Origin of the sequence: Perlabentimonas gracilis, from assembly GCF_011174675.1 — a bacterium.
Classification (GTDB): domain Bacteria; phylum Bacteroidota; class Bacteroidia; order Bacteroidales; family Tenuifilaceae; genus Perlabentimonas; species Perlabentimonas gracilis.
In genome coordinates this window covers 15,367-39,251 of sequence record NZ_JAANIG010000015.1, presented here as the reverse complement: position 1 = coordinate 39,251, position 23,885 = coordinate 15,367, and the positions used below count along the sequence as shown (strand labels likewise).

Below are 23,885 nucleotides of genomic sequence, written 5' to 3'. Positions count from 1 at the left end.
AATCTTTAAAATCCGCGTTATCCGGATGCTAAAAAAATAGAACGCTGATGACGCTGATTTTGAGGATGTACGCAGATAAGAATGAAAGGGAATAAATCCGTTTTAAATCTAATAGATCCACGTTATCTGCGTGCAAGAAAATGATATGAAAACTAAGAGAATAGAACGCTGATGACGCTGACCTTAAGTATGTACGCAGATAAGAAAGAAAGGAAATAAATCCGTTTTAAATCTCACAAATCCGCGTGATCCCTGCCTTTGCCAGGCAGGCAGGCGCGTGCAAAAAAACAGAACGCTGATGACGCAGATTAAAATGATATACGCTGATAAGAGTACCGGTGATAAATCCGTCTATAATCTTTAAAATCCGCGTTATCTGCGTGCCAAATAAATCGAAAGCATATGACAAAACTATTACACAAAGACCTAACTGAGATTATAATTGGAGTATTTTATGATGTTTACAACACGCTTGGTTATGGATTTCTTGAAAAGGTATACGAAACTGCCATGGCCATCGAATTGGATGAACGAGGAGTTTATTTTGATGACCAATACCCCATTGATGTTTTTTACAAAAGCCACAAAGTAGGTAAATACTTTGCCGACTTAATTGTTGAGAACTCTGTAATAATTGAGATCAAGGCCAATGAATTTATTCGCAAAGACGACGAGTGTCAACTTCTCAACTACTTAAAAGCAACAAATATTGAGGTAGGACTTCTACTGAACTTTGGAAAGAAACCCGAATTTAAAAGGATTGCATTTTCAAACGTAAGGAAACCAGATATTAATCCTAAGAAATAGAACGCCGATGATGCCGATTAAAATGATATACGCTGATATAAATCCGTATATAATCTTTAAAATCCGAGTGCTCCGCGTGCCAAAAAAAATAGAACGCTGATGACGCTGATTTTGAGGATGTACGCAGATAAGAAAGGAAGGAAAAAAATCCGTTTTAAATCTCACAAATCCGCGTTATCTGCGTGCTAAAAAAAATGATATGAAAACTAAGAGAATAGAACGCCGATGATGCCGATTAAAATGATATACGCTGATAAGAGTGCCGGTGATAAATCCGTCTATAATCTTTAAAATCCGCGTTATCCCTGCCTTTGCCAGCAGACAGACGCGTGCAAAAAAAATAGAACGCTGATGACACTGATTGAAATGATAAAAGCGTAGCTAATTAATCCGTTTAAGATCTCACAGATCCGCGTGCTCCGCGTGCCAAAAACATAGAACGCTGATGACGCTGATTTTGAGGATGAACGCAGATAAGAAAGAAAAAAAATCGTTTTAAATCTTTAAAATCCGAGTGCTCCCTGCCTTTGCCAGCAGGCAGGCGCGTGCCAAAAAAAAACTGAAATGAAAACAAAAATCAAACTACAAGTATTGTGCATAGCACTTCTGGCCACAGCCTGCACAACCGAAAGCAGAGTGGAAAACCCTGCCGATTTTGTAAATCCCTTTATCGGTACCGATGCCCATGGGCACACCTACCCCGGTGCCACTATGCCATTTGGAATGGTACAGCTTAGTCCCGATACCCGCCTTGGTGGCTGGGATGGCGCATCGGGTTATCACTACACCGACTCGGTAATCTACGGCTTTACCCATACCGCCCTCAACGGAACGGGCGTGGGCGATTATGGCGATATCCTGCTAATGCCCATTGTTGGCGAGCCAACAATAGTAAATACTGAGTATTTATCACCTTTTCAGAAGGAGAATGAAAGTGCCAAAGCTGGCTATTACAGCGTTTTCCTCGATAAGCCCGAAGTTTTGGCCGAACTCACCACCACAACACGTGTGGGTTACCATCGTTACACCTTTCCTGAAACATCAGAGGCAAATATAATTATCGACCTAGAGCATAGAGACCGTGTAACCGACTCGTGGATAGAGATTATTAGCGATACCGAGATTCGCGGAATGCGCCGCTCAACCAACTGGGCCAACGATATGGTTTGGTATTTCCATATGGAATTCTCCAAGCCATTCGTGCGCAAAGGCATTGCAAAGGATGATAGTTTTATTGATAGCAATAAAGCGCAAGGCACAAACATAAAGGCTTTCGTTGGATTTGAAACCTTAAAAGATGAGGCGATAGAGGTAAAGGTTGCCCTTTCGGCTGTGGATGCCGATGGTGCGCACAAAAATCTAAAAGCAGAATTGCCCGGTTGGGGATTCGATGAGGTGAAGCAAAAAGCATACAATGCATGGAATAATGAGCTAAGCAAAATAATTGTTTCGGGCAGTTGCGATGAGCAAAAAACAGTTTTCTACACTGCCCTGTACCATGCATTTCTGCAACCCAACACCTTTATGGATGTGGACAACAGGTATCGTGGAATGGACAAGCAGATCCACACCGCCGAAGGGTTTACCAACTACACCGTATTTTCCCTTTGGGACACCTACCGCACGTGGCATCCGCTTATGACTATTATTGAGCAGGAGCGCACAAAGGACTTTATCAACGTAATGCTCGATATGTACCAGAAGGGTGGACTGCTCCCCATTTGGGAGCTGGCCGCCAACGAAACCTACTGCATGATTGGCAACCACGCCATATCGGTAATTGCCGATGCCTACACTAAGGGAATTTATGGCTTTGATACGGATAAAGCGCTGCAGGCAATGATTCACAGCGCAACGCGTGAGCATTTTGGCTTGGGAGCATACCAAAAATACGGCCATATCCCCGGCGATAAGGAGCACGAGTCTATATCGAAAACCCTAGAGTACGCCTACAACGACTGGTGTATTGCCCTTATGGCAAAACAGATGGGCAAGAACGATATTTACCGCGAGTATATCCACAGGGCACAGTTCTACAAAAACATCTTCGACCCCACAACAGGATTTATGCGCCCACGCCTTAATGGCGGTTGGCTCACGCCTTTCAATCCCACCACGGTAGATTGGCACTTTACTGAGGCCAACTCATGGCAGTACAGTTTTTACGTTCCGCAGGATATTACTGGATTGTACAAACTACACGGTGGTAAAGAGAACCTTGCCACTAAGCTCGACGAGATGTTCGAGACCGACAGTAAAATCACCGGAAAAGATCAAAAGGACATTTCTGGATTAATTGGACAATATGCCCACGGCAACGAGCCCAGTCACCATATGGCCTACCTATACAACTACCTTAATCAACCATGGAAAACGCAGCAGCGTGTTCGTCAAATTATGGACGAGTTGTACACCCATAAGCCCGATGGGCTTAGCGGCAATGAGGACTGCGGTCAGATGTCGGCATGGCTAATCATGAGCGCAATGGGTTTCTATCCTGTTAGCCCGGGGCAACCCGACTACACAATTGGCACCCCTTGGTTTCCAGAAATGGAGATTAATTTGGAGAATGGCAACACGTTTAAAATTACGGCCAGCAACGTTTCACAAAAGAATTTCTATATCCAATCGGTAAAGCTAAACAGCAAGGACTACACCAAATCATACATTTCGCATAGCGATATTATGAGCGGAGGGCATCTGCACTTCGAGATGGGGAAAAATCCCAATACGAACTGGGGAACAAACGATAATGATATTCCCAAAACCACCATTACAGACGAATTGCTTTTACCCGTACCCTATATCCAGTCCGAAGAACGTCGCATTCGCGATACAATGCAGGTTACCATTGGCACTATCATACCCGATTGTGAGGTGTACTATACCCTCGACGGCAAAACGCCAACCAAACAATCAAACAAATATAAGGAGCCGCTTATGCTAATAGGTACAACAACCCTAAAGACAGTAACTTACAAGGATGGTGTGGGCTATAGTTTCCCAGTGCAAGCCGAGTTTGTGAAAATTGATATTAATCGGAGCATTGATATTAAATCGAAATGGAGCCCCAGCTACCACGCCGGAGGCCCCGAAGCACTTATTGATGGCGTGCGAGGCGCATCGAACTGGCGCTTGGGCGGCTGGATGGGATACCAAGCAACCGATTTTGAGGCTGTGTTAGATTTGGGCAAGGTACAGCCCATTAGCTATATGGGCGCTGGCTTTGTGCAGGACATACGCTCATGGATTTGGATGCCCAAGGATGTAACATTTTACGTATCAAACGATGGGGAAAACTTTACTCAGGTTGCAAATATCAAAAACAAAATTCCTTTCGACGATTACGAGATTCAGCAACAGGATTTAGGTAAAAAGGTAAACACCAAGGGGCAGTACGTAAAAGTGAAAGCCACAAATTTTGGCAAAATACCCAAATGGCACCTTGGGGCTGGCGGCAATGCTTTTATTTTTATTGATGAGATAATAGTTAACTAAATAATTAACGCTAAGGCGCTAAGCCGCAAAAAAGATTGCAACATTATATTAAGATGTAAGCGTTACTTTTTGCATACAGTGAAAAAAGGATGCAAAAAAAACTTTTTAGAAGCTGTTTAAATTTTGAAATCTCAATTAACAGCCGCCCTCGTTAGAGCCTGCCTGGCCTTTAGGCAGGGGCAAATAGCGATTGAAAACTAGTAAAAATTTAACGAAGCACCCCAGAGAGGGTGCAATAAAGAAAAAATATCTATTGCGCACTCTACGAGGCGCTAAGATTTCAAGAAAGTATTTTTTCCATCGCTATTTGCCACCTACGGGGGCTGTATAAAAAATTATAATTTAAACTTAAACAGTTTCTTAGTGCCGTCAGTTACGGAATATACTGTACCTGACGGCACTCAGTTATTTGACACATATTTTTATTCATTTTTTTTCAAATCGATGTAACGTTTCTACCAAATTGCACATTATGGTTATAGTATGTCACCCCAAAGCCTTTTTATGAACAACACGATAAAGCAGCTAAAACGTAACAACACCAAAACGCAGCATCAATTCTACCAAATGTTTTCACCACATCTATTTAGGGTTGCATACAGGTATGTAAACAACGAGCAGGATGCTGCAAGCATAGTGAATAGTGGGTTCTATAGTATTTTCAAGAACATACACACCTTTACCTACACCAACAACCAAATGCTTTTGGGCTGGATGAAAAAAATAGTAGTAAACGAGGCGCTTACCCTGCTGCGCAAAAAGAATGAGTTTACCAGCATTAGCGAAATGGACAATAACGAGCCACAAACCGAATTACAATCCGACACCAACTTAACAGCCGAAGATTACTACAAAATGATACAGGAACTACCCAGCGAGCAACGTACCGTATTTAATCTTTATGTCATCGATGGGTATAACCATAAAGAAATTGCCATCAGGTTGGGCATAGAGGAATCGAGTTCGAGAGTTTACCTGCTGCGTGCCCGCAGGGCGCTTCAGATATTATTATCAGAAAAAATGATTTGCCATGAACAATAGAATTGACAATATATTTAGAGATAAGGTTGCCGAATTAAATACGGTTCCAAAAGAGGTGCAGTGGACACCCGAAAAGGGTTGGACCCACTATCAACAAACCTACAACCACAGTAAAACTTCGCTAAGGCGCATAGCTCTGATAGCCACCTCAACGGCAGCCGCAATAGCATTGATAATAGTGTTTGCAGTAAACTGCAACGTTTTTGCACCAGAAGTTATAGCACTGCAGAACCAAACCGATAGCATAACCGAACAACGGTTGCCCAATGGCAGTAGGGTATGGCTAAATAAAAACAGCTCAATAGCCTACTCAGTTCGCAAAAGCGGCGAGTTCATCATGGATATTGATGGTGAGATTTACCTTGAAACCGAAGGTGCGGCCAAAGCACCATACACCCTAAGGGCTGGCAATGCAATAATATCAATAGAAAACAAAGCTGCACTCAATATTAAAGCTTACCCAAACGATAATGATATTGATATAACAGTAAGCCGCGGTAGCTTAAAGGTAGCAGATAATATTCTGGGGCAAGGGCTCTCGCTACTGGTAACCAAAGGCAACTACTGCTCGGTTAGCCGAACCAACAGCCTAGTTTTTGCTACATCAAACAACAACCCCAACTACCTAGCGTGGAAAACTGGCAATATAGCTTTTGATAACACCCCAATGATTAAAGTAACACAAGTTTTAGAAAAGTTCTATGGGCAAGATATTGAAATTGCAGATGATACAATTGCCTACCTAAGCTTTACAGGCACATTTACCAACCTATCGCTCGATAGTATTTTGGCTGCAATTGAAGACAAGACTGCAATTAAGGCAACAAGACTGCATGGCAAGGTAATTATATCAAAATAAACTACTAACATTAACCAACCACTTATGAGAACAATACTAAGCACGCTTTTACTACTGCTGGCTTTACAAGCCACAGCAAATGCGCAATGCGCTATTAGCGAAAAGATTGACTGGAGTAAAGAGTACGATGGTGCATTCCTCAAGGATTTCGAGGTAAAACAATCTGACAGTAATGTAACGAGGTTCTCGATAATACTAAGAAAAGACATCAGGTACGCTTTGCATTTTGTTAACCCATCAACCCCCATATCGAACATCAAACTTTATGTTAGCGATAAAGAGGAGTACCCAGTAACCCTTAACACCAAGGTTGATAGTGAAAAAAATCATTCGGTATCGAGGCTTAAGGTGAACGAGACTGGTGCATACCACCTTTACATTGAGTTTAATGAGAAGTGCGAGAACGACTGCGTGGTGATGCTTATCTACCTTGAGGAGGAGGAGGAATAACCTTTGGTTTACTACAAAAAAACAATCCGTTGGGTGTTTACGCTCCCAACGGATATTTTTTCAACTACAAATGATTCAAAAAAAATTTATTACCCATCTAATCTATATGAAACGCTGACCGCTTGCCTGCTCATTGGAAGATTTACCTGACTATGAATCCACTCCACCTCCATCCGCCTAAAAGTAGGATGAACAGATTCGCCTTTCTCTTTAAGGTTGTGCGATGCCTATTGACTTAACAACTTAATCTTGTAGAAGATAATAAACTGAAACAAATTAGTCCTTAATACATCTTACAGAGAAATAGGAAGGTTCCTTTCCGTAGTTGTTTGATATATACATCATACCACTTGTTCTAGCAAGTTCTACACACCAAACCAACTCATCGGTCGCCTCTGTTTGAGTCCAAAAAGAGGTAAATTCATGCATACCAAAAAACTCAAGGTGTCCAGGAAAATAGCCTCCTGCTCCAACAGCCGAGAAGCCAGTCTCGTTTGTTCCATTTTTATTAGGTGACATCCAGAATTCTGTACCAGACATTTTCAGCTTTCCTCCTACAACATTCTCTCCTCCCAGATACTCCCGAATCATACTATACTCGTTCTTTGTTGGCAATCGCCACCCTGCGGGGCAAGCCTCAAGGGCAGTCTCCCACTTGTAAAGTAACCCATATTTTTCGCCATTGGCTGGGTCATTATCGTAGTACACAGCATCGCCTGTTAGGTAACTAAGGTTCTCAGCCATAATATCTACATTACCAATTTTAACTATTTTGTATTCCTGTCCATCACGAGGATCGGTAAGGGTTCCGAAATAATTTTGATATTCACTTACCTTTATAAAACTCTCCAACTCCTTTTCGCTTTCACCGTTCTCATTTTTAACCGTAAGTTTAACTCTGTAAATTCCAGCTTCTTTATACAGTACTTCAGGTTCTCGATCAACGGATACTTCGGGATCTCCACCTTCAAAAAACCATTCCCATTCAATGGGCTCGTTATCCGAAGCATCAAAAAAGGTTACTTTCTCCCAAACATAGATCTGATCATTAGAAACACTAAAATCTGCAATAGGAGGAAATGCTTCCTGTTCAACCTTGTTGTTACAACAAGAAAATAAAAATACTCCAACCGTTACGAGTAAAACCTTTACAAGTAAATTCTTTTCCATAACTAAAAATTTTTAGATTATTAAATCGATTTTGTTTTAAACATAAGATTATCAGACTTATGCAAACAACACGCCATTTAGCGTATATTGCAATGTATCATTTCGTTAAAACAAACAGGGTTGGCGGGGAATTGTGCGATAACGAACAGTGGTGTACGTATTTACGCATGGTAAATTAACACGGAAGTATACACAACATCATTGAAGGAGAGTAAACCACAAAGTATACTAACGGTGCGAAAAAACAACCGAAAGTTCCATTGTTTAAGGATGTATAGTACCTATAGGACTTAATTTCCTTTGCAATAAATCACCCTAATGTTACAAGATTTTCGATACCAAAGGTGCTTGTGCGTTATTATTATTTGCGCCTTTGTGCCCTAGCGTTCATAGCTCTTCCCCACCATTCGCCAAAAAGCACGGTGGAAATCTTCGCCCTTGCCAATTGGGTATAAATCGATATATGATTGCTGATTCTGCTCAAACGGAATCCTCTTGAGCTTGCTCTCAGTATCGTAAATCGAGGGTACCTCGGGATGGAACTGTACTCCCAACACGTTGGGGTACATAGCATGCTTAATGGCTTCAATTATTCTCCCATCCATACTCCTGGCAATGGGAATAATATCTTTACCCAGCTTGCTTAGCGCCTGGTGGTGGCTACTCCAGATATAAGGTAGTTCCTGTGTATTTCCGTTCAAAGAATCGAACAGACTGCCCTGCTCAAACTGAATTTGATGAAAATGACCCCAAATCAAATCCTTGTCAACACCAAGGTTTGAGTAGTAGTTTCGATGCTGCATGTTTTCATCCAATGCTAAAACCTCCTCAACGGTTGTTAAACCGTAAATCTCGGTGGGGATATCCTGCACCATGGTGCCGCCGGTTGCCACGTTCATGGTTTGCATCCCGAGACAAATACCAAGGATAGCGTATTCGGGCTTGCTGTCGAGCAGGGGTTTCACCTCTTCATTCTGACTACCGCCAAGTAGATGAAAGAGGAAGGAGAGCTCCACATAGTGCCTATGGACATCGGTTATTGAGGTTAGCAGGTTTACAGGATTGTTATAGACCGATGGGGGCATATCGGGTCCACCGAAGAAAATTATGCCATTTGAATTCTCGAAGATTGCTCTAAACGCATTACTGCATCCATTCTTTTTGTATAGGTTGTTTGGGTTTAGGCTTCCGTCCAAGGATAGCAAACCGAACCTAGTATCTTTTAAATCCTTTAGGAAATCTACCGATTGGCTATAATCGTACGCGCCTTTGCTATGATATACGCCCAACACATTAGCCTCTACTGGGAATGGGAAAATATCCTGTTCGGTAAGCGATATGAAAGTTTTTAGATTATTCACCGTGGGGTGCATGAGCACAATGGTGGGCTTAAATGCTGATAACTCATCGGTGGTAATTACCACATCGGTTTTTGGCTGTGCACACGACAAAATAGTTAGCACAGATACAACCATCAATAAAATCTTTTTCATATAAACCTCTTAGTTTGATTTAAAAAGTTGAACACCCCTAACGGCGATTAGCTTTCTACTCCATCATTTTTACTTCAAAACCCTCATTGCGCAGCAAGTTAAGCACACCCTTCTCGCCACCCAGATGACCGCAGCCAACGGCCACAAATGTGGTTTGAGCATTGCCCAACTCTATAATCTTTGGAATCCAATTCTCGTTGCGCTTGTCGATAAGGAACTCGCCAAACTCTTTGTACTCCTCCTCGGTTTCCATTACCACTTGGTAAACAGCCTCAACATCGCGACTTTGGTATGTTTCTACCAATCGTTTAAATTCGCTACGCGACTTATTAAAATCATCAATGCTCTCCATAAGCATTTGAGCTTGCTGTGGTAGGGGAATCATATCCAAGTGGCTAATCTGCTCAACAACCGTTTCAAGCCCACCAATTTGCTTTTGCTGCGCTACAGCTTGCTGCATAAAGTATCCTTCATACGATGCCACCTGCGTACCAATTAGCTTGGGGAGCAAGAACGACGACAGCATCAACGGCTTAACGCTGTTAAGCATAGCTATGGGCATTTGCAGCGAGTCGGCAAAAAACTTCGATAACCTAGCATACTCCTCAGGTGTGAGTATATTATCAATGCTATTATCCTTCATCATCATGGCCGATTGCACCTCGAAGGCCATATTGGGGTTCGACATATCGATCTCGAGCACAAGTTTATCGGCCTCAGCAAATTTCTCAATTACAACCGAATCGATAAAAAAGTCGGCCTGTGGTAATGCGTGTATAGTTCCATAGATGTAAACGGGATATTGCATATTTTCGCCAGTTACCTTGTAGAGTAGCGATTGTGCGAATACACAAATCGATGCAAGAAGAATAAACAGGGTTGTAATTAAGGTTTTTTTCATTGGACTGAAATTGGTTAATTTTTTAGCATATAAATAATAAGATTTACCGTTACCGACCCTACAATATTATAAAAAAAGAGCAACATACCCAGCAAGCAGATACAATTGTTTTGTATTCAGTTTGCAAAGGAATACTGCATTAAGGATAATCTTAAACAGTGGGGATTAGAGCTTACGCACAAAGGCTCCCTTGTATCCAATTCGCTCGATACGAGGTAAATCATCGCTTGCCTGTTGATGCGATGAGTAGTTTCCGGTGTAGTATCGATAGAACGAATCGTCGCCCTGCTCAACCTTAACATCGGGCAGGTTGCTAAACCTACTCATATCGGCAGGACTCCTAAGAGCCATCACCTGAATGGTGAATTGCGATTCGTATTCTATCTTTTGGGCAGCTTTTGCTTGAGATGAATTACTATACTTAATAAACGATTCGCTGTACCCCAAGCCGCGCAGCTGTTGCTGTATTACCTGCGCTTCTCCCCTAGTAGCCACAGCACCAACCGAATACCTATGGTAACCATCGGCACCTTGAGTAACCAGTACCCCGTCTATATTCTGGAAATGACTCTCGGGAACCGGCACTAGCAACGCCATAAATTGAACCGTGTAGTACCCTTCGGTAGGAAGTGTTTCAACAACGAATGACCTAACGGGCTGAGCCTTTGGTTGAGGTTGAGGCTTAAGCTCTGGTTGTGATTGAATTGATTGAGGCGATTCGCTGAGTTCGCGGTTCCCTGAGCCTGCCGAAGGGTCGAGGTGTTTTGGCTCGGGTTCTAGCTGTATTATTTCTTCCTCAATATCTTGCTGCATAGCAAGCAGAGACTCTGGTTCGGGCTCTTGGGGTATTGGTATTAGCGATATGTTTAAATCCTGTGGTGCTTGGGTTGCTGCTATGGTAAAGTTCATTTCAAAATCCTCAAAACCATTGGCTTTGGCTTGTACTAGGTAATCGCCTGGGCGTAATCTCTTGGTAAACGACTTATCGGTAAGGCTAGCGCTTATTTGTGCAATCATATCGGTGGACTGCAAGTCAATTATCTCGACTCTAACCTGTTCATCGGCTGGAGCCGATTGGTTATCAACCACTGCGAGGTTGCCATTTAGTGTTACCAAGGGAGTAATTTGTAGCTCGTAAATATCCTGCGGGCCAAACCCATCGCTTTGCGAAAGAGCCATAAGGCCTTTGGTTAGCGACTGAGGGTAGTAAAACAAATTATCGCCTGCATCGTTTACAGGGTAGCCTAGGTTTATGGGCTCGCCGGAGCCATTCAAGTCGACATAAAAAATATCGAAACCACCCATACTGTTGTGTCCCTGGGAGCTAAAAAACAGGTAACGCCCATCGGGTGTAAGGAATGGAGTATCCTCATCGAGTTCCGTATTAACTCTGGGGCCAAGGTTAACGGGATCGCCCCAACGTCCTCTACTATCCTGAGAGGATTTATAAATATCTAGCCCGCCACGCCCTCCGGGTCTATCGCTGGTAAAGTATAGAGTTTTACCATCGGGCGAAACGGCTGCGTGGCTTTCGTTAAACTTGCTGGTTATGGGTTTCTTCAGCCTTTTGGAGCGAACCCACCCCTCGTCGTAAAAGGTATCGTAAATACTTTGCGTTGAAGCAAAATCATCGACCAAATAGAGCCAAGTTCCGTCGTACGATAGCGATGCGGTCTTTAGGAATCCGCCACGAATATCATCGGTAATTCGCCTAGGACGCTCCCAAGCATCGCCCTTTCGTTTAGCCACGTACACCTCGTATCCTCGGTTGCCTTGCCTAGTGTAGGCTAGCGTTGTGCCATCGCCAGATACAACCGCGTTGAAATTAGCATCCTTGCTGTTGATAATATTCCCAAGGTTGATAGTCTCAAGCCCCTGCTCATCGGCCATAAGCTGAGGGGCATTGCGGCAGGATTCAATTCGTTTATTCACATTAGTTACAAAGGGATCGCTTGGGTCGAGCAAGGACTTAAACTTCTCGAATGCAGAAATGGCCTCGGTAAACTGATTGTCCATCTGCAATGCCCTACCCAGCTGGTACCAGGCGTCAATGGGTGCAGCTTCTTCCTTTATGGCACGTGGGTTAAACTCTGTTGATGCACCCTTAGCGGCCTCTTTAAGATAATTGAGTGCTAAATGTTTTTTGGTTGGAGTTAACAGGTAAACACTTCCCACCTTGAACTTAAGGTTTGCGCTGGTGGGAATTAGCTTAAGAGCATCCTCATACTTTTTTGCTGCTCGCTCGTACTGCTTGTCAATCAAAAATTCCTCGGCCTCGAGCTCTCTTTGGTATATCAAGTTCCAATTCTGAGCAGGAAGCACATTCGAAAGCAACAAAAAAGATAACAAAATAAACCATCGAACCATAAGGAGATACACCAAATTACCTGTGAGACAATACTATCATATTGTACAAATATAACTCAATATGGAATACAACATAGCAAAGTTTGATGAACACTCAATTTTGACCGTAAAACTTTGGTTTTTGGTTGACCAAATAATCATAACAGAGCGTAAAACCTTTTAAACAACAGGTAAACACTTTTACAATTTGTACAAAAAACAAGAGATTGTTTATCCGAATGGTGAGGGTAATAAAAATTCGGCATCAAAGAGCTAAAACCGTTTAGATAGCCCAGCACCCAGGTTGTTATAACCGGCAGGTGATATCTCTTTTTCGTAGAATATATCGAGTTGCAAATTGTTTGTTATTAGGTAGGTTGCACCTACCGATCCATTGTGAGCTAAAAATTGCGAGGATAACCCTATACTATTGAAGTACTCTGTAAAAACACTTATTTTGCTAGAAATAGAATAAGCTAATCCTAACGAAAGCTCGCTATACACACCGTTACTCTTGCTGTGTGCAAGGTGAACTACTCCAAACAAATCGAGGGGTTCAGATAATGAGTAGTCCCACAAAACACCAAACACAGGGTTAATGCTAAGGTCTTCTGAACTGGTTACAATACCCAACAACGAAAGGTTAAACCTCTGGTTATAAACTACTCGAAACTTAGCCCCGACACCAAAACTATCAAATGCATTAAACCCTTTTTCGCCGATAACCTTGGAAAAGCCATCCCACATTAGGTTAAGTTCAAGTTTAGGGGCAAGTCCGAATCGGATGTTGCTTTGAGGGAGGCTATGAATAGTAGAACCGTATTGAGACGATGGGATGGATAGCAGGTAACCCACTTCGAGGTATACCTCCCCTTTAGGCAGAGTGTAAGTTCCTGTGCTAAAACCGGGCCTATCGGGCTGAAACGAATCCTGTGCACTTAAAACAAACGAGGAGCAAATAACTATGAGCAGGAGGATCAACCTTGAAAAGACTAGCCATTTCATAGAAAACTCTTGGTAAACAATGCAGCTATTAATCAAGATAGAGTGAAATCTTATTCCTCAAATCGTAGGAATTAAAAGGCTTTGCCACGTAATCCTGAGCACCAAGTTCAAGCGCTTTCTGTATGCTCTTCATATCGTTCCGAGCCGAGAGTATAACCACGGGCAAATCTATTTTGGCCTTCCTCTTTTCATCGAGGAAAGTGAACCCATCCATAACAGGCATCATTATGTCGAGGACAATCAGATCGAAATTCTGTTCCCTCATAATTGCCAAAGCTTCCTCTCCATTCTTTACAATTGAAACGGTGTATCCCCAATCAATAAGTAGCGACTCAATAAGCACTTGGTTGTAGTATACATCCTCAACGAGTAGAATGTGTTTTGCTGCCATTACAAATAGAGATTAAGATTTATGGGTAAAATTAGAATAATAATTTTATTCTCCGTAATAAAAAGCAGGGGATATTTGGGTTTTAAAGTTAAACCCAAATATCCCCGTTGCAATTTCTAGATTGTTTGAAGCTAAATTCCGCCTTCTACATTCCAAACAAAGGCACGAAGTCCTTGCATTTCCGACTGATTATTAAGTTTGGAAAGCGATGCGAGCAACGGATCAACCTGTCGATCCTCGATTACAGTTAGAATGGCCGAGTTCATGGCAGGCCATGTATGGGTTCCCATATGGGGCTCGCCCTTATGTGTTCCTCGGCCCTGCACATCAACCCAACGGGTAAAACCTCGTATTGCGTGGTGATCGAGAATTGCCTCAACGCGCTCGGTGAGAGCTTGATTATATGATATGAATACTGTTTTCATCTCGTAATAAATTTACATTTGTAATACTCTACGGCCTATGGGTGCAATTAATTTATACCCTCAACCAGTTCTTCCATCCTTTTACGCTCCTTCTTAAGCCTATTTGCGCCAAACATGGTGTAAACCACAGGAATAAGAACCAGTGTTATAACGGTTGAAAAGGTTAAACCGCCCATAATAGCTACACCCATAGGTCGCCATATTTCAGAGCCTTCGCCAAAACCAATGGCCAATGGTAGCATACCCAACACTGTGGTTAAGGTGGTCATAAGCACTGGGCGAAGTCTTGAACGACCCGAAGAAAGCACTGCTTGCGATAACGAAAGTCCCCTGTCGCGCATGAGGTTAGTATAGTCAACCAGCACAATACCATTCTTTACCACAATACCCACTAGCATCACCGAGCCAATCATTGATATTAGGTTAAGGGTTTCACCCGTTAGCCACAACGATAGTATAACACCAGTGAACGCAAAAGGAATGGTGAACATGATGATGAAAGGAGAGCGCAGTGACTCGAACTGAGTGGCCATAACGATATACACCAGCATGATGATTAGCAGAAGTAGCGAGAACAAGTCGGCAAACGACTCCTGCTGCTGCTCTGCATCTCCCCCAATATCGATACCAATACCCTGGGGAACTTCCATTTTATCAATCTCTGCCCAAATATTGCTTACCACATCGGTTAGCGAAGCTTTGTATAGGGCCGAGGTAACCTTAACCACCCGTTGGCGGTTCTCGCGCTCAATGAACGGCGGAGCAGAGTACTCCTTAACCGCCCCAACATCTTTCACTCTAACGGCTCGTCCTTGATTATTGTAGATTAGAATATTTTCAATTGACTCGATTGACTCACGGAAAGGCTCGGCGTAGCGGACAACAATATCGTACTCATCACCATCTTCCCTATACTTAGCCGCCACCAAGCCGTTAATCCTATTCCTTACAAAGGTTGAAGCCGTGGTGGTATTTAATCCGTAGAAAGCCAGCTTCTCGCGATCGAACTCCACCTGGTACTCAGGCCTCGACTCCTCGAGTGTCACATCCACATCGCGGGTGCCAGGGATACTCTTCATGCGCTCGGCAAGCTCACGCGCAAATTCTCCCGATACATCGAGATCGTATCCTGAGATGATTACCTCAAGCTGGCTTTGGCCGCCAAAACCGCCACCGCCACCAGGCGTAACTGAGAACGATGAAATATCGGGAACCTGAGCCAAGTCCTCTCTTATCAAATCACTAATTAAATAAATATCTCTTTCGCGCTCAGTTTTGGAAGAGAGGCGAAGGGTCATATTGATGATATGGCTTCCGTTGCTTCCCATGGCCGAAAAGATATTCCTATCGTCGGCGGAACCTGAGCTGGTTGAAATCATCTCCACCTCTGGATACTTATTTTGTATTATCGCTTCAATATCTCGCGCAACCTGCTGGGTTTTCTCAACCCTAATACCCATGGGTAGCTCTATTTCAATGGCAACCCGGGCGTTATCGGAGGGTGGTATAAACTCCGTACCTACCCTACCCACTAGTAGCATGCTTGAGGCAAAAACAACTATTGCAGCAACAACCACTACTACCCTGTGCCTAATGGCCCACGATAGGGTTTTAACATAGAAGTTATCAATGGCCGTAAGCATCCTTTCGGAGTTGTCGAAGATAAGCTTGGCCAGCCCCTTACGTCGTGGTGGGTTAAGCCTTAGCATCTGCGATGAGAGCATTGGCGTTAACGACAAGGCTGCAATGGTTGACACAACTACCACAATGGTTACAATCCAACCCAGCTGCTTAAACATAATTCCACTTAAACCTCCCACAAGCGTTAGCGGGAAGAATACAGCCACAACGGTTAGAGTAGTTGCCACAACGGCCAATCCCACCTCGTTGGTACCATAAATAGATGCCTCGCGAGGTGAACTCCCCCTCTCAATATGCTTGGTGATATTCTCTAGCACCACAATGGCATCGTCAACCACCATACCTATGGCAATAGATAACGACGATAGCGATATAATATTGATAGAGTTACCTGTAACATAGAGGTAGATAAAGGAAACAATAAGCGAAACAGGAATGGTAAGTATAATGATGAATGTGGCTCTCCACCTTCCGAGGAAGAATAGCACCACCAGCATTACAAATATACCTGCAAAGAGAACGGCTATGGTTAAGCTATCAATGGAGTTCTCAATGAACTCTGATGAATCGAAGATTGTATCAATGGTAATGTCAGGAGGCAGAGTTCGCATAAGGATGGGCAGCTGCTCAAGCACCTCCTTGGATATTTTAACCGTGTTGGCACCCGACTGCTTTTGCACAATGATACGTGCGGCGGGCATACCGTTGCGGCGCTCATCCATGGTGAGCTTGGCCAGGGTATCCTTCACCACAGCAACATCCTTTAGCTTAATTTGCCTACCAGCAAAGCTACCAACCACTATATCGTTTAAAACATCGCTATCGGAAAATTCACCTTGAACCCTGAGCGGGAATGTTTTTGAGCCCAGGTCGATAGTTCCTGCGGGCATATTCAGGTTTTCCATCCGAATTGCATTGCCAAGCTGCTCAACGGTTAGATTGTAGGCCTCCAACTTGCGGGGGTCAACATTCACCTGTATTTCGCGCTTAGGTCCGCCCGAAATACCAACTGCACCAACCCCATCGATACGGTTTAGGGGGTTCACAATGCGCTCATCTAAAATTTTGTTCAATGCGCTGTAGCTCTCTTCAGCAGTAGCCGAGAGCATAAGGATGGGCATCATGCTGGTGCTAAACTTGAATATCACAGGCTTCTCCGAATCTTCGGGCAAATACCTCTCGATACGGCTTATGGCATCGCGCACATCGTTTGTGGCCTCATCCAAGTTGGTGCCCCACTCAAATTCTAGTATAATTAGCGAGATATTCTCCCTTGATGATGAGGTAAGCTTCTTTAGGTCGCTCACCGTATTGAGGTTATCCTCTAGCAAGCGGGTAATATTAGTCTCTATATCAGCAGCATTAGCACCAGGATAGGTGGTAAACACGCTGATGATGGGTGGGTCGATCTCGGGGTACAGGTCTATGGACAGCCTGTTAAGCGAGAACAAACCAAATACAATCACTCCAATGAAGATAAGGATTGTACTTACGGGTTTCCGAACTGCGGTACTATATAAACTCATAATCTATTCAGTGAGATTTAGGGAAAACTACTTTTCAACTTCAACGGTATTACCATCGAGGAGGCTAGCTTGACCGGCCACAACCACTTTTTGGTTTGCGGTAAGTCCTGAGAGCACTTCAAAGCTATCGTCAATTCTACGGCCAATTCTTATCACCTTACGCTTAGCCACATTATCATCAACCACAAACACAAACCTATCGTTGGTGCCGGGCTGACGTTGTACAGCCAAATCGGGAACTACAACCCGCTCAATTTGTCCAAACCCAAACCTTACACGAGCAAACATCCCTGGGCGAATAAACATCTCATTATTAACCACCTCAACCTCAACTGTAAACGTACGCGTCATGGGATCAATAGTTGGGTGCACTAAATGTACTTTGCCATTAAACAATTTATCAGGGTAGATATCGAGGGTAACAGCGGCACTCATACCCTGCTTAACGTTGGGGAAATACATCTCGGGAACATTTACCAACACCTTTACCGGCTGAATTTGCATAACAGATACCACAGCCGCTTTACCCGTAGGATTGGGAGTCATGGAGTATATATCGCCATCGTTGTAGTATCGTCCTGTGATTACACCATTGATTGGTGAGCGAAGCTGGGTATTCTCCGTCATGGTTTTGTAGTTGGTTCGCATGATGTCGAGCTGGGTTTTTACCTGATCGACCTGCTGCTGAGGGATGCTTCCAATTCGGTTTAAAGTATCGAGCCTTGCGAACTCCTTCTCCAGGTTATCGAGTTGGGTTTTTACCTGATCAAAGCTGGTGTTATCCATCTCAACCAGAAGCTGCCCTTGCTTAACCATATCGCCAACTTCAACGAAAATTTTACGAATACGGGATGGTTGATTTGGGCTAATGTGATTCTCTTTAAAAGCCTGTACATTACCAGTATAATCAACCTCTTGCTCTATCATTTGAGTTACAAGGGTGGACACTCTAACCAATGGCACTGACTGCTCCTCGGATTCCATATCAACCGATTGCCCTCCTGAGCATGAGGCCAAAGCTATGGCCAAAAATACTACTAGGTATTTAGCTGCACTTAATGTTTTCATCTGTGAAAATTATTTTAAAAGGATTTCAATTTTTATATCGTACTCTCTATTAATTCAAAGTTTGGCCAACAATCACCCCTTCGTCTCCTAGTATCGATTCATAATCGACCTTGGCCTGAAGAAAATCGTAAACTGCCTGGTTGTAGTTAAGCTTAGCCTGAGTAAGGGAAACTTCTGCATCGTTGAGTTCCAGAATTGTTCCACTACCAGTGTTGTAGCGGGTTTGAGCAATGCTATAGCCACGCTCCGCCTGAGCAATACCCTCCTTGCTTGAGCTAATTTGCTCGGCGGCACGCATCATGCTGGTAATAGCGTTACGAGCCTGTAGGGTAAGGTTTTGGTTTAGATAATCGCGCTGTATTCTGAGCTGATCGATTCCAACCAGCACCTGCTGCTCCTTATACTTATTAGTAAAACCCTGAAATATTGGAACCTGTAGCTGTAAGCCAACCATATTGGTGCTTACCCAGTTGTAGTCGGCAAATTTAAAATCGTTTGCCTGCGATTGGTACTGATAGTTACCAAATGCCGCCAGCATGGGAAGTCGAGTAGTCCGAATTAGCTGGAACTGCTGATTGAGCTTAAGCTCCTGCAACTCCAGCTGACGCAGGGTTGTGTTTTGGTTTAGCATAAGGGATTTGCCCGGGATGCCTTGAGCCAACTCCTCCTCGTAATCCGACAGATCGCCCTCAATCTCGAGCTCCACATCGGTTCCTACGCCCAGCAAAATTTTCAGCATCATTGCCGAAAGGTTTACCGCATTCTCTGCCTGCACAAAGGTTGGGTTAAGGTTTCGAACCTGCACCTCGCTTCTAATAACATCGTACTCGGCAACCAAACCCTGACTAAATAAGTTCTTAATGTTCTGCAGGTTTTTTTGAGCATTCTCCATACTCATGCCCATCACCTCGTAGGAATTCTGTGCCAGAAGCAGGTTGTAAAAGGCTTTCTTCACCTCGCTCGCCATATTCAGTTTCGACTCACGAGATTTTTCCAACGCTATCTCGATATCAGTTTCAGATATCCTAAGCATCTTGAAAAGTGAGGGAGCGATTAACGGGACTGAGAGCGACAAACCTGCAGTGTAGCTATTATCGAAGCCAATTTTTAGTGGGCCACCTGTACCTGGGCCAAACATACCATCGGGCATAAATATAACCTGTGGCTCAATGTTTCGGGTGTACTGTGCACTACCGCTTAGGTTCGGATAAAACCCGCCCAGCATCTCTCGCCTGTAGTACTGTGTGCGCTCAATTTCCTTGTCGGCAAGCTTTATGGTTGGGTTCTCCGACAATGCAATCTCCAAGGCTTGATCGAGATTTAGCCTTAGGGTATCTTGCCCATGTGCGCTCGTTGCGCCAAGCTGCAATGAAGCAAGGCCTATAATTAGGATTTTAAAAACAATGTGATTAAACATTTTAACAATTTTTGATTAATTATTAATTCTGCTATTGAGCTCATTTTCGAGCATCTGAATACCTTTTACCGAACAAATGCCACGCACAAGGGTAATTATTGAATCGCGGTACAACTTGGCAGGAGCGTAAATATGAGTTGGGAAGATATCTTGGTTTGCCAAAATTGATAGCGACTCTATGATAAATTTAGAAACAACAGTTACATCCATATCATCACGAAAAACACCTTCGATTATCCCTCTTTGAATTATCTTAATGGTTTGAAAAATGTTATAATCTTGACTTGTACAAATTATCGACGACCATATGGATGGGTAGTAAACCCTCAACTCATTCACAAATTGGGGATTTACTGCTTTTAGGTTTTCAATTCCTTGGTTAAGTATTGAAACGAAAAAGTGCAAAGCAGTTTCCGACTCCTGCGACAAACGCTCTGTTTGCAGTCTTTGCTGATTTATATGCCTCAGAATGGTCTCCTTAAGGATCTCATCCTTGTTGCTAAACACTTCGTAAATCGTTCTTTTGGATATACCAAGCGATGAAGCTAGCTGATCCATCGTCACCTTACGTACACCCTCCCGAAGGAATAGCTGAGCAGCGCCCTCTATAATTCTCTCTTTAACTTCCATTGCTTACTAAAAATTTAAGGGTGCAAAGATAAATACCAAAACTAAATAAACTATAATAGTTTTTTGATTTTACAATTATTTAGCTTTCCGTATATAGTAGCTTAATTTGGTGCCAATGAAAGGCACAACTGTACAATAAAAAATCAGCGTGCATAAGCAATACAGCAGGGGATAGTTTTGGTTGGTTAAAAAATTAAAAGAAAACCCAACTCAGGACAGTGGGTTATGGGTACAAAAGCAGCCTAAACGAAGAATTAACTTCCTTTACATTAAATCTTGCAGAATAATATGTAGTAATGAGATTGTTTTACCCAAAAGGAGGTTATGCAATTTGCTTTAGCCTCTGCGAAGCTTTACTGGCCTCGTAAACTAACGAAACAAGTTGGTCTAATCTGGCAATATCTTTCTCGGTACCACTGCTGAACCTAACGTTAAAGTTGCTTTCCACGAGGTAAAGCAACATATTCACGTCCCAGCTGTCCATCCCTAGATCCTTTTTTAAATCAGCATTATAATAGTTAACAATATCTTTTACATTAAAATTCACTAGTAATAACCACTTAACCTTGTTGTAAATTTCTGATACTGACATGGTAGTTAACCTTTTTATTGTTACAATAATAAAATCTTACTTATCGATAAATCAGGAATAAGCTATGCAAATGCTATGCCAACAAGCGTAAACACCACTTAATGCTTAATGTTTTTTTTACTTTATGCTGACTTTATTCTGCCGCAAAGGTAAATTAGAAAACCGAAATACCATAAATAGTTTTTATAGTTTTAACACTCATTAACCCGAGAGCATAAAGTATAAACCGTGATCCTCCATTATTATTATTGCTAAGGGAATAAAATAAAGCACACTCTTGTACCCAGATTAATCTTAGGAATAAGATACTTTTACAAGATCTACTATAGCACACAAAATTGGGATATTGTTTACCCTAAGGCGAAAACATAATGTAACAAATGTTGTTCTTCCAATAAAAACACGTCGTGAAAACAGAGAAACATATATATCCGGTAACAGGGATGTCATGCGCTGGCTGCTCAGCCAGCGTTGAGAGTATGCTCAAAAGCTTAGATGGTGTTGCAGACGCAGGCGTTAATCTGGCCAATCAAACAGCTTGGGTTAACTTCGATCCTCAGCTGGCTTCACCCAAGAAACTTCAACAAGCCATACGATCGGTTGGATATGACCTACTAATTGAAAGCGAGCATGACCATAGGGCCACGGATAATATCCGTCAACTGGAGTCTAACAAAATGCGAACAAGGACTGTGTGGGCAGGAATCCTCACGTTTCCAGTGTTTATTCTAGGAATGTTCTTTATGCATTGGGAGTACTCCCCAATTATTTCTTTAATCTTTTCAATCCCTATAATTTTTTGGTTTGGCCGCGGGTTTTTTACCAATGCTTGGAAGCAGGCGGCTCACCTAAAGGCCAATATGGATACGCTGGTTGCCCTTAGCACAGGTATTGCATTCGCATTTAGTGTTTTCAACACCATAAACCCCTCATTCTTGCTAAACCGTGGAATTGAGCCCCATGTATACTTCGAGTCGGCATCGGTAATTATCACTTTTATACTACTGGGCAAATGGCTCGAGGAGCGAGCCAAAGGAAAAACCTCATCATCCATACGTAAATTGATGGGGCTACAACCCGATACCGTTACCGTAATAGAGAACAATAGCCTAAAGGACATCCACATTTCCGATCTAAAAGTAGGACAGCAAGTACTATTAAAACCAGGAGGAAGAGTCCCTGTTGATGGAGTGGTTACCAAGGGGGTTTCGTTTATCGATGAGAGCACAATTACTGGCGAGCCTCTTCCGATTGAGAAGATGAAAGGCGATAAAGTTTATGCGGGTACAGCCAATCAAAAGGGATCTCTTACCATAGCTGCTCAGCAGGTGGGGTCGGAAACAGTATTGAGCCGAATTGTTAAGATGGTGGAAGAAGCTCAGGGTTCTAAAGCCCCAGTACAAAAGTTGGCCGATAGGATTGCTGGTATATTTGTGCCCATTGTAATGGCCATTGCCCTTTTAAGCTTTGGAGTATGGGTAATTCTTGGGGGGAACCAAGGGGTTGTACAAGGTATTGTAGCGCTAGTAACTGTATTGGCCATTGCATGCCCATGTGCTCTTGGCCTTGCAACACCAACCGCCATAATGGTGGGTATAGGCAAGGGTGCCGAAAAAAATATCTTAATAAAGGACGCCCAAAGCCTTGAAACAGCTCATAAACTTTCGGCCATTGTGCTCGATAAAACGGGAACCATAACCGAAGGCAAGCCAACTGTAACTAATATTCAGTGGGCTAGCAACATTGGAACAGAGCGAGACCAATCCATCCTTTACTCCATCGAGAGCCAGTCGGAACACCCTTTGGCCGAAGCCATTGTTAACCACTTAAAGGATGGCTCAGGGATTGTATCGGTAAGCCGATTTGAAGCCCATGCGGGAATGGGGGTAATGGCCACTGTAGATGATAAGGACTACTTTGTTGGAAATAGAAAACTACTTGATAAAAACAACATACAAGTATCGCAGCCCCTTGCCGACCAAGTGGCTCAATGGAGCCAAAAGGGACAAACCACCATGTTTTTTGCCAGCAAAGATGCTGTAATTGCCATTATATCCATTGCCGATAAGGTGAAGGACTCATCGGCAGCCGCCATTCAAAGGTTGAAGGCGTTAGGTGTGGAACCTGTTATGCTAACTGGCGATAACGAGCAAACGGCCAAAATAGTGGCACAACAAGTAGGGATTAGCCATTACAAGGCTTCGATGCTGCCACATGAAAAGGCTGAATTCATAGAGAAGCTGCAGGCCCAAGGAAAGATTGTAGGAATGGTGGGCGATGGAATAAACGATTCGCACGCCTTAGCTCTTGCTGATGTTAGCATTGCCATGGGCAAGGGATCCGATATAGCAATGGATGTAGCCAAGATTACGCTTATCAACTCCGACCTAACCCATATTGCAACGGCCATTAGGCTCTCGAAGCTTACCATGCGAACGGTGAAGCAAAATCTTTTCTGGGCATTTATCTACAACATTATAGGTATTCCATTGGCTGCTGGCATACTTTACCCATTCATTGGTTTTCAGTTCGACCCAATGATAGCAGGTATGGCCATGGCGCTCAGCTCAGTTTCAGTGGTTAGCAATAGCCTAAGGTTACGCACCATAAAGCTAGAAGAATAAC

Annotated in this window: 18 protein-coding genes; 6 read left to right on the top strand and 12 right to left on the bottom strand. The window is 43.1% G+C overall.

From position 1 onward, the window contains the following. Positions 1 to 402: 402 nt before the first annotated feature. From G8O23_RS08365 to G8O23_RS08345, 5 genes are all read left to right on the top strand, one after another. Entirely contained in the window at positions 403 to 807 is a 405-nt protein-coding gene (locus G8O23_RS08365) for a GxxExxY protein (protein ID WP_166363707.1), read from the top strand. A 564-nt stretch (positions 808 to 1,371) separates the two neighbouring features. After that, on the top strand, positions 1,372 to 4,305 hold the full coding sequence (locus G8O23_RS08360) for a GH92 family glycosyl hydrolase (protein WP_166363705.1): 2,934 nt from the start codon (positions 1,372 to 1,374) through the stop codon (positions 4,303 to 4,305). 504 nt (positions 4,306 to 4,809) lie between these two features. After that, a complete protein-coding gene (locus tag G8O23_RS08355) occupies positions 4,810 to 5,346 on the top strand; it encodes an RNA polymerase sigma factor (RefSeq protein WP_166363703.1) in 537 nt (178 codons plus the stop codon). Beyond that, positions 5,336 to 6,205 carry a FecR family protein gene (locus tag G8O23_RS08350; protein ID WP_166363701.1) on the top strand — a complete coding sequence of 290 codons (870 nt, stop codon included), beginning with the start codon at positions 5,336 to 5,338 and terminating at the stop codon, positions 6,203 to 6,205. Before G8O23_RS08355 ends, G8O23_RS08350 begins: the two co-directional genes overlap by 11 nt. A gap of 24 nt (positions 6,206 to 6,229) precedes the next feature. Next, positions 6,230 to 6,655, top strand: a complete 426-nt coding sequence (locus tag G8O23_RS08345; protein WP_166363699.1) for a hypothetical protein — start codon at positions 6,230 to 6,232, stop codon at positions 6,653 to 6,655. Positions 6,656 to 6,931: 276 nt separating this feature from the next. On the opposite strand, the gene G8O23_RS08340 is transcribed toward G8O23_RS08345, so the two are convergent. The 12 genes from G8O23_RS08340 to G8O23_RS08285 all read right to left on the bottom strand — a co-directional run bounded on the left by G8O23_RS08340 (position 6,932) and on the right by G8O23_RS08285 (position 21,260). Further along, positions 6,932 to 7,825, bottom strand: a complete 894-nt coding sequence (locus tag G8O23_RS08340) for an FISUMP domain-containing protein (protein ID WP_166363697.1) — start codon at positions 7,823 to 7,825, stop codon at positions 6,932 to 6,934. Positions 7,826 to 8,205: 380 nt separating this feature from the next. Then, positions 8,206 to 9,318, bottom strand: a complete 1,113-nt coding sequence (locus G8O23_RS08335) for a gamma-glutamyl-gamma-aminobutyrate hydrolase family protein (protein WP_166363695.1) — start codon at positions 9,316 to 9,318, stop codon at positions 8,206 to 8,208. Positions 9,319 to 9,373: 55 nt separating this feature from the next. After that, complete coding sequence (locus tag G8O23_RS08330) at positions 9,374 to 10,219, bottom strand: TraB/GumN family protein (RefSeq protein WP_166363693.1); 846 nt, start codon at positions 10,217 to 10,219, stop codon at positions 9,374 to 9,376. A 165-nt stretch (positions 10,220 to 10,384) separates the two neighbouring features. Next, positions 10,385 to 12,517, bottom strand: coding sequence for a PD40 domain-containing protein (locus G8O23_RS08325; RefSeq protein ID WP_166363691.1), 2,133 nt, complete (start codon positions 12,515 to 12,517; stop codon positions 10,385 to 10,387). 321 nt (positions 12,518 to 12,838) lie between these two features. Beyond that, positions 12,839 to 13,570 carry a transporter gene (locus G8O23_RS08320; protein ID WP_166363689.1) on the bottom strand — a complete coding sequence of 244 codons (732 nt, stop codon included), beginning with the start codon at positions 13,568 to 13,570 and terminating at the stop codon, positions 12,839 to 12,841. A 28-nt stretch (positions 13,571 to 13,598) separates the two neighbouring features. Beyond that, a complete protein-coding gene (locus G8O23_RS08315) occupies positions 13,599 to 13,961 on the bottom strand; it encodes a response regulator (RefSeq protein WP_166363687.1) in 363 nt (120 codons plus the stop codon). Positions 13,962 to 14,092: 131 nt separating this feature from the next. Then, positions 14,093 to 14,386 carry a PG0541 family transporter-associated protein gene (locus tag G8O23_RS08310; RefSeq protein WP_166363685.1) on the bottom strand — a complete coding sequence of 98 codons (294 nt, stop codon included), beginning with the start codon at positions 14,384 to 14,386 and terminating at the stop codon, positions 14,093 to 14,095. A 47-nt stretch (positions 14,387 to 14,433) separates the two neighbouring features. Then, positions 14,434 to 17,553, bottom strand: a complete 3,120-nt coding sequence (locus tag G8O23_RS08305) for an efflux RND transporter permease subunit (protein WP_166363683.1) — start codon at positions 17,551 to 17,553, stop codon at positions 14,434 to 14,436. A gap of 27 nt (positions 17,554 to 17,580) precedes the next feature. Continuing rightward, the gene (locus tag G8O23_RS08300) at positions 17,581 to 18,621 is read right to left on the bottom strand and encodes an efflux RND transporter periplasmic adaptor subunit (RefSeq protein WP_166363681.1); all 1,041 of its coding nucleotides are present in this window, start codon (positions 18,619 to 18,621) and stop codon (positions 17,581 to 17,583) included. Between the two features lie 49 nt (positions 18,622 to 18,670). Beyond that, on the bottom strand, positions 18,671 to 20,038 hold the full coding sequence (locus tag G8O23_RS08295; protein WP_166363679.1) for a TolC family protein: 1,368 nt from the start codon (positions 20,036 to 20,038) through the stop codon (positions 18,671 to 18,673). A 15-nt stretch (positions 20,039 to 20,053) separates the two neighbouring features. Beyond that, positions 20,054 to 20,668, bottom strand: coding sequence for a TetR/AcrR family transcriptional regulator (locus G8O23_RS08290; protein WP_166363677.1), 615 nt, complete (start codon positions 20,666 to 20,668; stop codon positions 20,054 to 20,056). A gap of 322 nt (positions 20,669 to 20,990) precedes the next feature. After that, entirely contained in the window at positions 20,991 to 21,260 is a 270-nt protein-coding gene (locus G8O23_RS08285) for an acyl carrier protein (RefSeq protein WP_166363675.1), read from the bottom strand. Between the two features lie 407 nt (positions 21,261 to 21,667). On the opposite strand from G8O23_RS08285, the gene G8O23_RS08280 reads away from it, so the two are divergent. Continuing rightward, positions 21,668 to 23,884 (top strand): heavy metal translocating P-type ATPase, encoded by a 2,217-nt coding sequence (locus G8O23_RS08280; protein ID WP_317169001.1) that lies wholly within the window; start codon positions 21,668 to 21,670, stop codon positions 23,882 to 23,884. The last annotated feature ends 1 nt before the right edge of the window (position 23,885 follow it).

Bases quoted from the DNA above. Each gene is read 5' to 3' on its own strand.
- G8O23_RS08365 (WP_166363707.1), top strand. From the start codon at position 403: ATGACAAAACTATTACACAAAGACCTAACTGAGATTATAATTGGAGTA.
- G8O23_RS08360 (WP_166363705.1), top strand. From the start codon at position 1,372: ATGAAAACAAAAATCAAACTACAAGTATTGTGCATAGCACTTCTGGCC.
- G8O23_RS08355 (WP_166363703.1), top strand. From the start codon at position 4,810: ATGAACAACACGATAAAGCAGCTAAAACGTAACAACACCAAAACGCAG.
- G8O23_RS08350 (WP_166363701.1), top strand. From the start codon at position 5,336: ATGAACAATAGAATTGACAATATATTTAGAGATAAGGTTGCCGAATTA.
- G8O23_RS08345 (WP_166363699.1), top strand. From the start codon at position 6,230: ATGAGAACAATACTAAGCACGCTTTTACTACTGCTGGCTTTACAAGCC.
- G8O23_RS08340 (WP_166363697.1), bottom strand. From the start codon at position 7,825: ATGGAAAAGAATTTACTTGTAAAGGTTTTACTCGTAACGGTTGGAGTA.
- G8O23_RS08335 (WP_166363695.1), bottom strand. From the start codon at position 9,318: ATGAAAAAGATTTTATTGATGGTTGTATCTGTGCTAACTATTTTGTCG.
- G8O23_RS08330 (WP_166363693.1), bottom strand. From the start codon at position 10,219: ATGAAAAAAACCTTAATTACAACCCTGTTTATTCTTCTTGCATCGATT.
- G8O23_RS08320 (WP_166363689.1), bottom strand. From the start codon at position 13,570: ATGAAATGGCTAGTCTTTTCAAGGTTGATCCTCCTGCTCATAGTTATT.
- G8O23_RS08315 (WP_166363687.1), bottom strand. From the start codon at position 13,961: ATGGCAGCAAAACACATTCTACTCGTTGAGGATGTATACTACAACCAA.
- G8O23_RS08310 (WP_166363685.1), bottom strand. From the start codon at position 14,386: ATGAAAACAGTATTCATATCATATAATCAAGCTCTCACCGAGCGCGTT.
- G8O23_RS08305 (WP_166363683.1), bottom strand. From the start codon at position 17,553: ATGAGTTTATATAGTACCGCAGTTCGGAAACCCGTAAGTACAATCCTT.
- G8O23_RS08300 (WP_166363681.1), bottom strand. From the start codon at position 18,621: ATGAAAACATTAAGTGCAGCTAAATACCTAGTAGTATTTTTGGCCATA.
- G8O23_RS08295 (WP_166363679.1), bottom strand. From the start codon at position 20,038: ATGTTTAATCACATTGTTTTTAAAATCCTAATTATAGGCCTTGCTTCA.
- G8O23_RS08290 (WP_166363677.1), bottom strand. From the start codon at position 20,668: ATGGAAGTTAAAGAGAGAATTATAGAGGGCGCTGCTCAGCTATTCCTT.
- G8O23_RS08285 (WP_166363675.1), bottom strand. From the start codon at position 21,260: ATGTCAGTATCAGAAATTTACAACAAGGTTAAGTGGTTATTACTAGTG.